Here is a 14,081-nt window from a genome sequence, read left to right on the forward strand (position 1 = left end):
GGACAAGACCCGCAGCCGTTCCGGCGGGGACGCGGGGGACGCCCGGTCAGTCCTTGTCGGGCCTTTCCTCGGCCCGAGCTGCCGCGTTGGCGGAGCGCAGCACGCGCGGATGCAGCAGAGCGGACGGGTCGGCCAGGGACGCCGCGGTGCGCACGGTGAAGGCGTGGGTCTCGCCCGCGAGCAGCGAGACGAGCATGTCGTCCACTACCGCGTCGGGGGCCACCTTGTCGGCGAGCAGGGCGAGGTCCCGCACGTACGACGTGGCTCGCACGACCACCCGGTAGCCGCCGGCCACGGGCGTGACCTCGGCGGTGTAGGGCGTCGGGTCGTAGGCGAGGTCGCGGTCCTCGGCGAACTGGTGGTGGACGCGGGCGCCGCCGGCGGCGGCGGCGAACAGAATCTCGCTTCTCGGATCGACGGGTGTAAGCAGGTCGTCGGTCAGATCCAGCAGGGCGACGGACCGGGGCGCGACATCGAGCGGCAGCTCGGCGGTCGCCAGGATGTCGCCGGCGAGGGTCTGCCGGGCGGCGAGGATCGTACCCGTCCACGGCTCGTCGTGGTCGTTGACCGCGACCAGTGTGGCTCGTCCCTCGCGGGGTTGCACGGTCAGCAGCCGCGGCGCGAACGCGTGCTTGAGCGCGTAGTAGAGGGGCTTGGGCCGTTCGTCGCTGTCCACGGCAGCCCAAGAGGTGACCGGCCAGCAGTCGTTGAGCTGCCAGACAAGGGCTCCGGCCGTCCGTGGCCACCAGGAGCGGAAGTGTTCGACGCCGAACGCCACCGCCCGCGCCTGGTTGAGCTGTGTCGCCCAGTGCCACTGCTCGAAGTCGTCCGGGACCGGCAGGTGGGGTGCGAGGCCGCGGTCCAGCTTGCCGTTGCCGTCACCGGCCTTCTGGTGGAGCAGGAACGCGGGTGAGGTGGGTGTCAGCGGCTGGTCGTGGATCCAGCGGGTGAGGGTCGCCCAGGTTGGTGGGCCCTGGAAGCCGAACTCCGCGCAGAACCGCGGGATCTGGTCGCGGTAGTGGGTGTAGTCGAGCACGTTCCAGACGTCCCACTCGTGGCGGGTGCCATAGAGGGCGTCGTTGGGCGGAAGGTCGCCAGGGCTGTAGGGGCTGCCGGGCGCGTAGGGGCGGGTGGGGTCCAGTTCGGTGACGAGTCCGGGCAGCAGTTCGGTGTAGTAGCCGAGCCCCCAACTGCGTCCGTCGAGGGCCTCCTGCCAACCCTCCCAGTCAGTGTAGGCGGGCAGGTTCTCGTTGTTGCCGTTCCACAGCACGAGCGACGGGCGGGCGACCAGCCGGGTGACGTTCTCCCGCGCCTCGGCCTCGACCTCGCCACACAGGGGCTCTTCCTCGGCGTAGAAGGCGCACGCAAAGGGGAAGTCCTGCCACACCAGCACGCCGCGTTCGTCGCAGGCGTCGTAGAAGTCGTCGGTCTCGTAGATGCCGCCACCCCAGATCCGCAGCATGTTCATGTTCGCCCCGACGGCCTGGTCGATCCGGCGGGCGAGCCGCTCGGGGGTGACCCGGGTGAGGAGGTGGTCGTCCGGGATCCAGTTGGCACCCTTGGCGAAGACCCGGGTGCCGTTGACAACGAAGGTGAACGGCGTGCCGGTCTCGTCCGGCTCGGTGTCCACGGCGACGGTGCGGAACCCGATCCGGCGCCGGTCGGTGTCCACCGGCTCGCCGTCGGCCAGGAGCGTGATGGCCAGCTCGTAGAGCGGCTGCTCGCCGTAGCCGACCGGCCACCAAAGCCGGGCGCCCGGCACGAGGACGGTGACGTGGGCGGCGTCGCCGGATACGGTTACCCGTTCCTCGCGGTCGCCGACCGTGACCACCGCGGTGTAGTCGCGGTCCGAGGCGCGGTCCAGTTCCAGGTGTACGTCGACGCGTCCGGTGCCGTCGGCGTCGACGGCGACGAGCGGGCGCACCCTGGCCAGGCGGGAGGTGTCCCAGCGTTCCAGCCGCACAGGCTTCCAGATGCCGGCCGTCTGCAGGTCCGGTCCCCAGTCCCAGCCGAACGAGCAGGCCATCTTGCGGATCGCGTTGTACGGGTGCGGGTAGGCGCGCTGACGCCAGCCGAGCCGGGCCTCCATCTGCTCGGCGTGGGTGAGCGCGGATCCCAGCGTCACGGTCAGCTCGTTGCCGCCCTCCCGCAGCGACTCGCGGACGTCGAACCGGTAGCCGCGGTGCATGTTGGCGGTGTGGCCGAGCACGACGCCGTTGAGCTCGATGGTGGCGACCGTGTCGATGCCGTCGAAGACCAGCTCGACCCGCTCGCCCACGCCGGGCGCACTCGCCTGGAACCCCGTCGTGTACTGCCAGTCGACGCGGTGCATCCAGGTCAGGGCCGCCTCGTTGCGGTCCAGATACGGGTCGGGGATGAGGCCGGCGGCCATCAGGTCGAGGTGGGTGCTGCCGGGCACCTGAGCGGGAACGTCCCGCTCGGCGAGGATGTCCGGCGCGGGGCCTTTGATGGCACGCAGACGCCAGCCCGCGTGCAAGGTCGTGCGCATCATCGGGGTCCTCCTCGTTGGCGGCAGGGACCAGACACGAGGATGATCCTTACGTAGGTTACCGAAGTAAGTCAACGCACCAGGTGCGCAGGGGCCTCAGCGGACAGCGACATCCGGGCCCAAACGCGCGGCGTCGCCCGAACCGGCGGCGCGCGTCCTGCCCTCCGGGCGGGGACGGCCGAGGGTCAGCTCGCTCTGCAGGACGAGGACCGCCCCGCCGATCGCCGCCGCGTCCGACCCGTTGACCGACGGCACGATCCGTACCGGGTGCGCCCGCCGTGCGAACATGCGGCGGTCCACCTCCTGCTGGATCATCGCCTGGTAGATCGAGCCGGCCACCGCGAAGCTCGGGCCGGCCAGGACGATCGCGTCCAGATCGAACAGGCACGCCATGGTGACCGCCGCGCAACCGAGATAGCGGGCCGACTGCTCGACGAGGCCCCGTGCGTCGGTGTCGCCGGCGTTCGCCGCGGCCGCGATCCGCGCGAACTCGGTGAGGACGTCGGCGGCGGTCGGGTCCAGCGCCAGCCGCCGGGCGAGCCCCGGTGTGGCCAGGGCCTGCCGGACCAGCGCCGACGGGCCTGCGTAGTTCTCCAGGCAGCCGACGTTGCCGCACGGGCACTCGTCGCCGTTGATGTCGATCGAGATGTGACCGATCTCCACGCTGTTCGAGGAACTTCCCCGATAGACCTCGCCAGCGACCACGACCCCGCCGCCGATCCCGGTGGCCATGTAGATGCAGCCATAGGTGCTACGCGGGTCCACCGAGCCCATCCAGTACTCGCCGATCGCGGCCGCCGCCGCGTCGTTGTCGAGCAGGACGGGCAGCCCGAGACTCTCCGCCAGCCGCCGCACGACCGGGTGGTCGAGCCACTCGTCGGTCGGCTGCGGCGTCAACAGCACGCCCGCGTGTCGATCCTGCGGCCCGTAGCTGACCAGGCCGACCCCCAATACCCTGTCGCGATCGACGGCCGCCGTGGCCAGCAACGCGTCCACCTGAGTGGCCACCAACGGCAGTGCCCGCTCCGGCGGCATCGACGCCACCCCCTGGAACGACGTCCGGGCCACCTGCCGGCCCGCCAGGTCGACGACAACGATCACGCACGTGTTGCGCTCGAGCTGGACCCCGACGCTGTAGCGGGCCAGCGGATTGAGCTGCACCATGGTGCGTGGCTTGCCACCCGTCGGCGCACCCCGGCCAGACTCGACCACCAGGCCGTCACCCATCAGCTCGCGCACGACCTCGGAGATCGTCGCGCCGGTCAGACCCGTCGCCGCCGCGAGCTCCACCCGGCTGATGCTGCGCGCCGACCTGATCACGTCCAGCACCAGGCCGCGCGTCTTCGGCCGGCTGGCCCAGATCGGGCTGCTCGCCACGGTCCCTCCCCCTGTATTCCGCCCGCTTTGCCAGGTTACTTCACTTACCGCTTTCTTGGTCACCCGCACTGCCTTCGCCCATAACTCAAGCGCGGCCCTGCGGTGTATTGACTTTCATAACCAGCCTAATAAAGGGTGTTCCGTAGCGCTCCCATCGATCTCTCACCAGCACGAGGAGATCAGATGCAACATCGTCATGCGCTGCTGGCCGCCGGCACCGCTGGCGCGCTGATGCTGGGTGGCATGGCAACGGCCACCCTCCCTGCCGCGGCGGCCTCCCCCGGCTGCGCGGTCAAGTACCTACCAACAGGGCGTCAAGGACTACGTGGACCTCTTGGTCGCCAACGGCATCAACGTCATCCTCGACCTGCACTGGAACTGGGGCGCCTACACGAACAGCCCGGACTGGCACTGCAAGGACGAGCACGCCACCTGCCAGAAGCCGATGCCGGACGCGCGGTACGCCCCGCAGTTCTGGACCGGCGTCGCCAACACCTTCAAGGGCAACGACGCGGTCGTCTTCGACCTGTTCAACGAGCCGTACCCGGACATGCCCGCCGAATGGAACAAGACCCTGGGCTGGCAGTGCCTACGCGACGGCGGCACCTGCGCCGGCCTCCCCTACGAGGCCGCCGGCATGCAGGACCTCGTTCTCGTCGTAGGGAAAGTTGTCCCTGGCGTCCGCCCAGTTGCCCCTCGGAATCGGCTGGTAGCTACCTGCGCCGTACGGCCATCATCATCATGTGCTCCATGTCAGTAGCCGATGCCATCTCAGGCTCGGCACGCGGCGGTGCCTGAACCGGATGCGGTGGCGGCTATCCCAGGCGCCATTGTTGGTTGTTGCCGCCGTTGCAGGACCACAGTTGTGCCAGGGCGCCGTTGGCGGTGGAGCCGCCGGTGACGTCGAGGCAGAGGCCGGACTGGACGCCGGTGATGGTGCCGTTGGCGTTGACGTTCCACTGTTGGTTGGGGTTGCCGGTGCAGTCCCAGATGGTGAGCTGGGTGTCGTTGGTCTGGGAGGCGTTCGGGACGTCCAGGCACTTGCCCGCGCCCACCGCGCGGATCGGCCCGCCGGAGGCCGGCGGCGTGGTGACCGGCGGGGACGACGGCTGACCGGTGGATCCGTACGGGCATTCGCTGAGGTACCGCGAGACGCCCGTGGAGTCCGCGAGTGACGGGCACAGGAACTGCGTGTAGCGGTTGTCGTTGTCGAGGAAGATCTTCAGCCAGGGGATCTCCCGCCGGGTCACCTGGGAGTTGCCCCAGGTGGGGAACCCGTGGCCGCCGCCGGAGAGCTCGACGTAGGCGCCCTTCGTGGTGGACGGTTTGGTGGCCCACAGACTGTTGAGCGAGGACGCGGGGATGGTGCCGTCGTCCCGCGCGCCCATCATCAGCGTGGGTACTCGTACGCTGGACAGGTTCTGGGAGAACGAGGCCGGCGCCAGGGGCACGGCCGCCTTGAGTGAGGGTCGGCGCATGGTGGCGCTGATGGCACCGCCGCCGCCCATGCAGTGACCGAGCACGGCGAGCCGATTCGGGTCGGCCCGGTCTCGGACCGGGCTCTGCCCGGTGAGGTATTCCAGCGCGGCCAGTATGTCGATGCGTCGCGAGCATGTATGTCCGGTTCGGGCGCGGAGCTGGTTGATGGCATCAAGAAACTGGGCCAGCCTCACCCGGGTCGCGGGAGGCGGGCGTCAGCGGCCGAGGATGCGGTGCTGCAGAGCGATGACGGCGGCGCCCCGGGCCCACTCGCTGAAGGTGAAAGGCTTGACCACCACGTCGATGGGCGTCGAGGTCCAGTGGGTATGGGCGGCGAGCGCCGCGTCGAACGCCCCGGCGCACACGTCGTACATCGCCACCGCCTCACCGGACAGGATGACCAGCTGCACGCCGGTGATGTTCGCGACCGTGGCGACCACCTGCCCAAGAGCTTCGCCGGCCTCCTCCAAGATGCGCCGGGCAGCAGGCTGGCCCTCCGCCGCCAGCGCCAGGCACGCCTCGAAGGTCAGATCCGGACGGTCGAGGGTCGTCGCGACAGCGCGACGGATCGCCGCCGAGCTCACGTACGCCCGGGCGCAGCCGCGGTGGCCCATCTCGCACAGCGGACCGCTGTCGTGGATCGACATGTGGCCCACCAGGCCAGTGCCTCGGCCGGCGCCACGCACGAGGCGGTCGCCGATCACGAGGCCGCAACCGAGACCGGCGCCTACCGTGACCAGCGCGAACGAGCTGTGCCCCACGCCCGCACCGAACCACTGCTGCGCGGCGGTCAGCGCGCGTACGTCGTTCTCCACCACCACCGCTGGTATGCCCGTGGCCGCCGCAACGAGGCCGCCCAGGGGCACATTCCGCCAACCCAGAAACGGAGAGGTGGGCACGACCGGGTCTCCTCCGGAGGCCGTGCCCGCCAGGCTTATCCCGACCGCCGCGGGCGGCTTCCCCGATCCGGTCAGATCGCGTACGGCCTCGCCGACGCAGGCCACGACGTCGTCGACGTCGTGGCTGATCAGGGGGCGACGCAGCTCGCGCTGTATCTCGGCGCGAAGATCGGTGCGGACCGCGAACAGCTCGTCTTCGGTCAGCTTGACACCGATCAACGCCGCACGGGCCGGATCGACCGCCAGTGGCTGGGAGGGGCGACCCATCGCGTTGCGGTCGCCGACCGGCTGTTGGAGCAGATAGCCATCTTGCAGCAACGGCTTGGTCAGCTTGGTCACGGCGGACGGCGACAGGTCCAGCCGGCGTGCCGCCTCTGCCCGTGACAGCGGCCCGTGCACCAGCAGCTCCACGAAAACCGATCGCATGCCCTCGGTCAGATGCGCCTCGGACAACACACTGGACATCCTGACCGGGTTTGTTGATGATGTCAAGGAATGAACGTGGCCCGCTCGCCGCTCGGCGCTTGTTCTGCCGAACATAGTTCACGGAGGACATAATACCGCTGGTGCCGCTCGACCAGCACGGCCGGTTGTGGGCACTCAGCACCCGCAATTCCACCTACGTGGTCGGGGTCGAGGTCGACCCCGCGACCGACGAGGCGCTGGTGCTTCAGAAGTACTGGGGAACGAGCCTACCGCCGCAGGCCGCCCGGGAAGCCGCCACCATGTCGGCCGGGCCCGCCAACCCGTCGGGTGCCGGACGGCACGTCACCAGTTTCTCCCGCCCGTCGTAGATCGAGGAACTGCTACCGGTCGACGGCGGCCTGCGGTGGGGCGTGCCGGCCCTGCAGGTAGCAGTGGACCAGGTGCGGTCGCTGGAGCTGCGGTTCGTCAGCGCCAGCGCGGTCTCGGAAGAGGGGGCGGACCGGCTCGACATCACACAGGAGGACCGCTTTTCCCGATCGACGTGGTGCTGCACGCGCGCGTTACGCCGACTCGGACGTTATCGCACGATGGGTGACCGTGCGGCACCGTGCCGGCAGCGACGCGACCGTGGAGATCACCCGCCTGGACTCCGGCAGCTGGTTCATTCCCGACGCCGAGGACTACCGGTACCGGGCGCTGTCCGGGGCTTGGGCGGAGGAGAGCCAACTCCAGCAGGGTCGGCTGCCGGTGGGCGAGTTGACCTTCACCAGCCGGCAGGGCACCACCGGCCACCACGCCAATCCCTGGATCACGATCGACGCCGGAGACGCCGGCGAGGAACACGGCGAGGTCTGGAGTGTCGCCCTGGCCTGGAGTGGCAGTTGGCGGATGACCACCACCCGCCGGCCGGAGGGCGGGACCGCCGTGACCGCCGGGTTCGGTCACGACGGTCTGCGGTGGCCGCTGCCGGCCGGGGCCGAGCTCGTCACCCCGACGGTCCTCGGCCTCTACAGCACCAACGGGTTCGGCGGCACCAGCCGCGGCTGGCACGAGCACATACGCCGGCACATCCTGCCCGCCGGCGACGAGGACCGCTCGGTGCTCTACAACTCCTGGGAATCAACCGGCTTCGCGGTCACCGAACCGGAACAGCTCTCCCTCGCCCGGCGTGCGGCCGGCCTTGGCGTCGAGCTGTTCGTCGTCGACGACGGATGGTTCGGCCGGCGCGACGACGAGCACAGCTCCCTGGGCGACTGGTGGCCGCACCGGAAACGGTTCCCCGACGGGCTCAAGGACCTGTTCGACGGCGTTCGCGCGCTGGGTATGAAGGCCGGGCTGTGGGTGGAACCGGAGGCGGTCAGCCCGGACAGCGACCTCTACCGGGCGCGCCCGGACTGGACGCTGCACCTCGAAAACCGTCGCCGCGACCGCAAACGCCACCAGCTCGTGCTCAACTTCGCCCGCACCGACGTACGCGGCTGGGCCCTGGGATGGCTCGACCAGCTCGTCACCGACCTACGCCTCGACTACCTCAAGTGGGACATGAACCGGCCGTTCACCCAGGCGGGCTGGCCCGACCCGCGCCAGAGTCACGACCGTGTCTGGATCGAACACACCCGGCACGTCTACCAGGTCATGGCCCAACTGCGCGCCCGCCATCCCGGATTGCGGATCGAGGCGTGCGCCGGTGGGGGCGGCAGGCTCGACCTCGGCATCCTGCACCACATCGACCAAGCCTGGCCGTCGGACAACACCGATCCGGTCGACCGGCAGACCACGCAGCACGGCGTCTCCCAGCTCTACCCGGCCAACGTCATGTCCGCGTGGGTCACCGACTCGCCGAACGCGAACGTCGGCCGGTCCACGCCATTGCGCTACCGCTTCCACGTAGCGATGGCCGGAGTGCTCGGTATCGGAGTGGACCTGGCCCGATGGTCGGCCGCGGAGATGAACGAAGCCCGCGCACTCGTCGAGCGGTACAAGACGGTACGCCGCACCATCCAGCACGGCCAGCAGTACCGGCTCGGCGGACGGCCCGGCGCTGAGCGGTCCGCCCTGGAGTACGTGCTCGACGACCAGGTCGTGGTACTCGTCTACAACCCGCACGGAAACGCCAAGAGTGGCCCCCGGTGGTTGCGGCTGACCGCCCTGGACCCGGGCGCACTTTACGAGGTCGCCACCGGTGGCGACACCGACAGCGTACCCGGACGGCTGGCCGTCGAGTCGCGCTGGCACGGCAGCACGCTCATGGCCGTCGGCATCCGCCCCACCTCCTGGGAACCCATCGGCGCCGACCACCGCAGCGACCTGATCGTGCTGCGCCGCACGCAACACTGACGCCCCGGCCCCGGCGGCCATGCCGCAGTCACCTGAGGGAACCTCAAGCCGACCCTCGCGTCTTTTGTGGTTACCCGCCGGACTGGCATATTTGACCTCACCGACGGCCTCCTTCTCGTCACCGCCATGCCCTGTCTGGCACGGTGGGTTGAGGCCAGCGGCTCATAGCAAGTCCGCCGGACAGGGCGAGTTCAGGATCCAGAAGCTGAGATCACCGACCACGTCGGCTACGCCAACCATGATCAGCCGTTAGCGTGACACGTCCCTGCTGGGCACGACCGCCGGGGCCTGCTCCAGCACCGCGGCGGGCAGCTGCGGCCCGGCCGGTAGCGCCAGCGGCACCTTGGCTCGGGTAACCAGCTCCACCACGGTACGGCTGAGTCGCGCCGACGACTCCGACATGGACCGGTTGGCGGTGACGATCGCGCCGACCACTTCGGCCCGTGCCTGCTGGCCATGGCGAACCGCGTCCTCAATGCCTCGGGCCTGCGCGTCGATCGACTCGGCGACCTCGAGGATGGTCTCCGGCCGGACCGTCGGGGTCTGGACCACCCGGGCGATCTGCGGCACTGCCGTTTTCGACGCCGACGCGTACGCCGACAGAACGTCGTTGGCGCCGTCGGCCACCGCCTGCTGCATGTCGGCGGCCTGGTTGGCCTGCAGCAGCAGCGCCCACTGGGCGATGGTCAGCTTCATCGTCGGGATGGTCAGGTTGATCAGCAACGCCAGCCGCTGGCCGAGCCCGTAGTTGAGGCTGCGGATGTTGCGCACCTGCGGTGAGGTGGACCAGGCGACGAAGAGCCGCTGCTGGAACTCGTTGATCCGCACCTCCAGCGCCTGGATGAACTCGGTGACCGCCGACAGCCGCTCCTGGCGGTCCCGCTCGTCCGGCGCGTCTGGGGTGACGACGATGGACTTCGCCTCGGCGAGGGCCTCGTCGCGGACCAGCTCCATCACCGCGATCGCGCCGACCAGTTGGCTGATGGCCGCCTCGTTGGCCCTGTACAGCTCGTCGCAGAGCACCACGTTGCGACGCAGTTGGAGCTGCTTGTCGCTGAGCTGCCCGGCGACCCGGTCGAGCTGCTGCTCGACGGTGCGCGCCTCCTCGAAGAGCATCTCCAGCAGGTCCCGGCCCTTTCGGAACAGACCGCGGATGGCGTCGGAGAACTTGGTGAAGGTCTCCCGCACCTTGGGGTCGCTCGGATCGTACTTGCGGCGGAAGCCGCGCATCCGGTCGTTGATCTCGTGCATGATGCTGGTCAGTTCCGGGATGTCGACCCGACCGACCTCCCGGAAGATCCGGCTGACCTGGGCATTGACCTGGTCGAGCGCCTGATTGCCGAAGCTCGCCAACGCCTCGGTGTTGACCAGCATCGTCGGGTAGAGCTGTCGGGCGGCCTGCCGCGCCTGGTCGAGCTGCCCGGGGGTGAGCAGGTCCCGACAGGCGAACGTGGCCGGCTGGGCGCCGGTGGCCAGCGCGGTGGTGATGGCGGCGTCGGCGGCGCCGGCGGGGGGTTCGGCCTGCCCACCCACGATGGTGCCGAAGTCGATCTGCAGTCCCTCACTCATGTCCGGTCCCCTTCATCGGCACGCGTTGGCATCTTTCATGCAGCTGAGCAGGGCGAGCGTCACGTCCGCGGCGGGTGCCGGCGCGGCGCGGATCTGATCGGCAAGGCCGATGCCCGGGAAGTCGCCGACGTCGTTGGCGCCGACCTGAACGGCGGAGCGGAAGCCGTACCGCTTCCAGGCGATCTGCTGGATCTTCGGGTCCTTCATCGCGTCGGCGAACCGGCCGGCGTCGGGGTCGAGGGCCAGCACCGGGTGGTCGCTGTAGATGGTCGGGTCGGGATAGAGCACCCGGACGTTCTTCAGCAGCGCGGCGCTGGCATCGCCGCTCTGCACCACCTGCTGGATGATCTGGTTCTCGTAGCCGGCGTAGAGCGGTGCCTTGAACTCGCCGCCCTGGGTGAGCCACTCCCGGAACCCGGAGTCGGAGCTGCGCGACTGCAGGCCCTGCGCGTCGTACAGGGCGCGCACGGCGGGCAGCGCCTTGCGGGCCTGGGCCAGGTTCGGCGCGGAGAAGCCGTCGTCGGTGGCGATGATGTTCAGCTGTAGCTGGGCCATGGTGAAACCGCTGTTCGACCTCACCGGGTCGGTGCTGGAGACGGTGATCGGGCCGCGCAGGTCGGTCGCGCCGAGCGCCTCCCAGGTGCCCCGCCTGACCACCTGGTTCAGCAGGAGGCCCTTCATGTCCACCACGAAGTACCGGTCGCCGCGGCGCTGCACGATGCCCTTCCTCAGCAGCGCGTCGGTGCCGCGCGGACCGGCGTAGATGACCTCCGGCGACTGCAGCACGTTCTCCGCCCGGTAGCCGGAGAACGCCCCGGCGTGCTGGGCCTCGAAGACGCCCTGGGCGCTGGCGCTGGACGGCCACAGGCAGTCCAGCTTGCGGGCCTTGATCTCGTCGGTGCTCAGCTGCACCTGGTCGTACGAGCCGAGCGGCTGGAACGCGACCTCCAGCCGGTAGTCGTCGCGAAGGATCCGCTTGACCTCCGCGTCGGCCATCAGCTCCGACTTCTCCGAACCGCCGACGCAGGTGACGGTGGTGGGCGGGGCGGCGGCAGCCGGCGCGTCGGCCGACCGCTTCCACAGCACCGCCGCGACGACGCAGACGGCGATCACCGTGACCAGTCCGATCAGGAACCGGGTGCTCGGCAACCTCAACGTGACTCCTTCATCGGCCAAGGTCGGGTAGGCTCGGTGGGGCGACGGTGTCCAGGTTGGCGGTGTACTGCGCGATCTCGCCCTGGTTGACCAGCCGGACGCTGTCCAGGGCGAAATCGGCGAACCGGCGGAACGCCCGCTCGCCGTCGCGCTGCAGCCGCTCCGGATCGTGGTAGAGCACCGGCTGGCGCTGGATGTCCAGGTACTGCCGGACCACCCCGTCGAGGCTGCGCAGGTGCCCGCCGACCTGGGCGGCGGTGGAGTAGAGGCTGTCCGGCGAGCGGTCCCGGACCCGGTCGAACAACTCCGGGACGTACCGGCAGGCGTCCTCCAACGCGCGGCGCGCCTCGGGGCGGCGGACGTCCCGGCTGAGCCGTTGGATGCCGCGCACCACCCGCAGCGCCTCCTCGACCCGACCGCGGGCGTCGTCGGCATAGCTGTCGCTGTCCACCCGTGCGGCGGTACGGTCGTCGATCATGAGGTAGAGCCCGACGGCGCTGCCGACGGCGAGCAGCGGCGCCCAGATCAGGCTGTCGGTGATCAGGAAGACCATCGCGAAGACGGCCACCGCGGCGGCCAGTGCCACGGGGGCGGCGAGCCGGTGCCTCACTTGTACCCCGCCGCCTGCCGCAGGGCGGCGACAAGGTCGTCCTCCCGGACGAAGGTACCGTTGGTGGCCTTGGCGACCTCCTCCAACTGGCGCGGATCGGCGTCCCGCCCGAACGCGATCGCGACCACCGGCACGTCGGCGGACCTCAGCGCGTCGAGCGCATCGTCCCGCTGCTCGGCACCGGACTGGCCGTCGGTCATCAGCACCACCAGCCGCTTGCGGTCACCGTTCTGCTGCCCGGTCAGCTCCGTGGTGGCGCGCAGCAGGCAGGCGTACATGTTGGTGCCGCCCTCGGGTTCGTAGTCGGCGACACTGCGGGCCAGGTCGCGCAGCGCGTCGCCGTCGTTGCCGCGTACCTGCCAGGGGCTGCCGCCCGTGACGCCGCCGTTGAAGATGGCGACCGTGGTGACGTCCTGCGGGTGGGTCTGTAGAAGGTTCTGCGCGGCCTGCTCCGGGTCGAAGACCTGCGTGGCGGCGGCTTCGATGCCGGTCCACCCGTCGTTGTCGCCCATCGAGCCGCTGCCGTCCAGGCAGTAGTACGCGGCGACCGGGCGGCGGTAGCGGGTCTGGTAACGGTCCAGCGCCGCCTGGATGACCGGCGCCGACGGGTACTGGATGCCCTGCTCGTTGATCGTGCCCTGGATGCCCCACGCCGGGTTGAAGACCGTCAGGTCGGGATTGTCGAGGGTGAGCCCCACGCTGGCGGCGGGCCGGCGGCCCAGCTTGAGCAGTGCCGCCTGCGCGCCGGCGTCCTTGAGCAGGTGGTCCTGCAACTCGGTGAAGATCCGGCGGGCGTCGTCGTTGCCGGGCTGCGGCAGGAAACCCAGCGGCGCGTCGCTCACCGCCAGCGAGCCCCGGGGGTACGCCACCAGCAGCGGCTCCCTGCCGACCCTGACCAGCTCGGCGTTCTTCTCGATGACCAGGTCCTCGTAGGTGAACATGGCCCGGCACTGGTCGGTGTGGGCGAGGCACTCGGTCATCAGCGTGCCGGTCGACGGCGGGGTCTGGTCCATCGCCTTGACGAACCGGGTGACGCCCTGCTCGACCGCGGGCGAGTCGAGCTGCTGCTGGGTGAGCGGCGTGCCGGGGCCGTTGCCGGCGAAATGGTTCATGAAGCCGAACAGCACCGTGGCGCCGGAGTTGGACTGGGTCGGGTTGGTGATCCAGACCCGGGTCTTCCCGGACTCGACGGCGGCCAGGATGTCGGCGATCGGCACGTCGGTGCGGCCGGCGAAGCCGAGCTTGGTCATCTCCGAGCGCCAGGCGGCGAAGACCACCGGGGTCAGGAACATCGGCCGGACGTCCTGCAGCGCGTTCGACTGGTCGCCCAGCTGGAGGAAGACACTGGAGGCGAACCAGTACGCGTCGTGGTCGCGGCTGCCGCTGGCGAGCATCCGGGCCTGGTCCACCGACCCCTTGAGGGTCACCTCACAGGTGTACCTCCGGGCGGCGCACCACGGCTTGACGATGGTGTCGACCACGCTCTGCTGCTCGCTGCCAGCGACGATCCGCAGCGTGCCGGCCCTCGGTGTGTCGCTGTGCGCCGGCTCGCCCTTGTCGTTCGTGCAGCCGGTGACCAGCACCAGCACCATGGCGGCAAGCGCCGTGAACCTCGTGGCCCGCACGTCCACCCCGTCCCTGTTCGGTCGAACACCACATTCGGTCGGATCGAGGTTGTTGGTAGCACCGGCGAACCAACGTGACTGCCAACAATGGACGA

At 69.9% G+C, this 14,081-nt stretch carries 11 protein-coding genes; 3 read left to right on the forward strand and 8 right to left on the reverse strand.

Annotated features, from left to right (window positions below; all coding sequences use genetic code 11):
- Positions 1-46: 46 nt before the first annotated feature.
- Together MCAG_RS26345 and MCAG_RS26350 are read right to left on the reverse strand one after the other, a co-directional pair.
- Positions 47-2,512, reverse strand: coding sequence for a glycoside hydrolase family 2 protein (locus MCAG_RS26345; protein ID WP_036375346.1), 2,466 nt, complete (start codon positions 2,510-2,512; stop codon positions 47-49).
- A 93-nt stretch (positions 2,513-2,605) separates the two neighbouring features.
- Positions 2,606-3,886: an ROK family transcriptional regulator gene (locus MCAG_RS26350; protein WP_050778069.1), complete on the reverse strand. Its 1,281-nt coding sequence runs from the start codon at positions 3,884-3,886 to the stop codon at positions 2,606-2,608.
- A 238-nt stretch (positions 3,887-4,124) separates the two neighbouring features.
- Between MCAG_RS26350 and MCAG_RS26355 the strand changes: the two genes are divergently transcribed.
- Positions 4,125-4,646, forward strand: coding sequence for a cellulase family glycosylhydrolase (locus MCAG_RS26355; protein WP_007075997.1), 522 nt, complete (start codon positions 4,125-4,127; stop codon positions 4,644-4,646).
- Positions 4,647-4,701: 55 nt separating this feature from the next.
- On the opposite strand, the gene MCAG_RS26360 is transcribed toward MCAG_RS26355, so the two are convergent.
- Together MCAG_RS26360 and MCAG_RS26365 are read right to left on the reverse strand one after the other, a co-directional pair.
- Positions 4,702-5,559 (reverse strand): RICIN domain-containing protein, encoded by an 858-nt coding sequence (locus MCAG_RS26360; RefSeq protein ID WP_007075998.1) that lies wholly within the window; start codon positions 5,557-5,559, stop codon positions 4,702-4,704.
- 21 nt (positions 5,560-5,580) lie between these two features.
- Complete coding sequence (locus MCAG_RS26365; protein WP_050778072.1) at positions 5,581-6,720, reverse strand: ROK family transcriptional regulator; 1,140 nt, start codon at positions 6,718-6,720, stop codon at positions 5,581-5,583.
- 110 nt (positions 6,721-6,830) lie between these two features.
- Between MCAG_RS26365 and MCAG_RS29925 the strand changes: the two genes are divergently transcribed.
- Together MCAG_RS29925 and MCAG_RS26370 are read left to right on the forward strand one after the other, a co-directional pair.
- Entirely contained in the window at positions 6,831-7,058 is a 228-nt protein-coding gene (locus MCAG_RS29925) for a hypothetical protein (RefSeq protein WP_050778073.1), read from the forward strand.
- 223 nt (positions 7,059-7,281) lie between these two features.
- On the forward strand, positions 7,282-9,027 hold the full coding sequence (locus MCAG_RS26370) for an alpha-galactosidase (RefSeq protein ID WP_050778074.1): 1,746 nt from the start codon (positions 7,282-7,284) through the stop codon (positions 9,025-9,027).
- 249 nt (positions 9,028-9,276) lie between these two features.
- On the opposite strand, the gene MCAG_RS26375 is transcribed toward MCAG_RS26370, so the two are convergent.
- From MCAG_RS26375 to MCAG_RS26390, 4 genes are read right to left on the reverse strand one after another with little or no spacing between them, the layout of a single operon-like run.
- Positions 9,277-10,596 carry a toxic anion resistance protein gene (locus MCAG_RS26375; RefSeq protein ID WP_007076001.1) on the reverse strand — a complete coding sequence of 440 codons (1,320 nt, stop codon included), beginning with the start codon at positions 10,594-10,596 and terminating at the stop codon, positions 9,277-9,279.
- Between the two features lie 12 nt (positions 10,597-10,608).
- The gene (locus MCAG_RS26380) at positions 10,609-11,751 is read right to left on the reverse strand and encodes a hypothetical protein (RefSeq protein WP_198141634.1); all 1,143 of its coding nucleotides are present in this window, start codon (positions 11,749-11,751) and stop codon (positions 10,609-10,611) included.
- 10 nt (positions 11,752-11,761) lie between these two features.
- A complete protein-coding gene (locus MCAG_RS32935) occupies positions 11,762-12,361 on the reverse strand; it encodes a 5-bromo-4-chloroindolyl phosphate hydrolysis family protein (RefSeq protein WP_036375352.1) in 600 nt (199 codons plus the stop codon).
- Positions 12,358-13,986, reverse strand: a complete 1,629-nt coding sequence (locus tag MCAG_RS26390; protein ID WP_198141635.1) for a vWA domain-containing protein — start codon at positions 13,984-13,986, stop codon at positions 12,358-12,360. The genes MCAG_RS32935 and MCAG_RS26390 overlap by 4 nt, the downstream gene beginning before the upstream one ends.
- Positions 13,987-14,081 lie beyond the last annotated feature (95 nt).

The organism is Micromonospora sp. ATCC 39149 (assembly GCF_000158815.1).
GTDB lineage: Bacteria > Actinomycetota > Actinomycetes > Mycobacteriales > Micromonosporaceae > Micromonospora.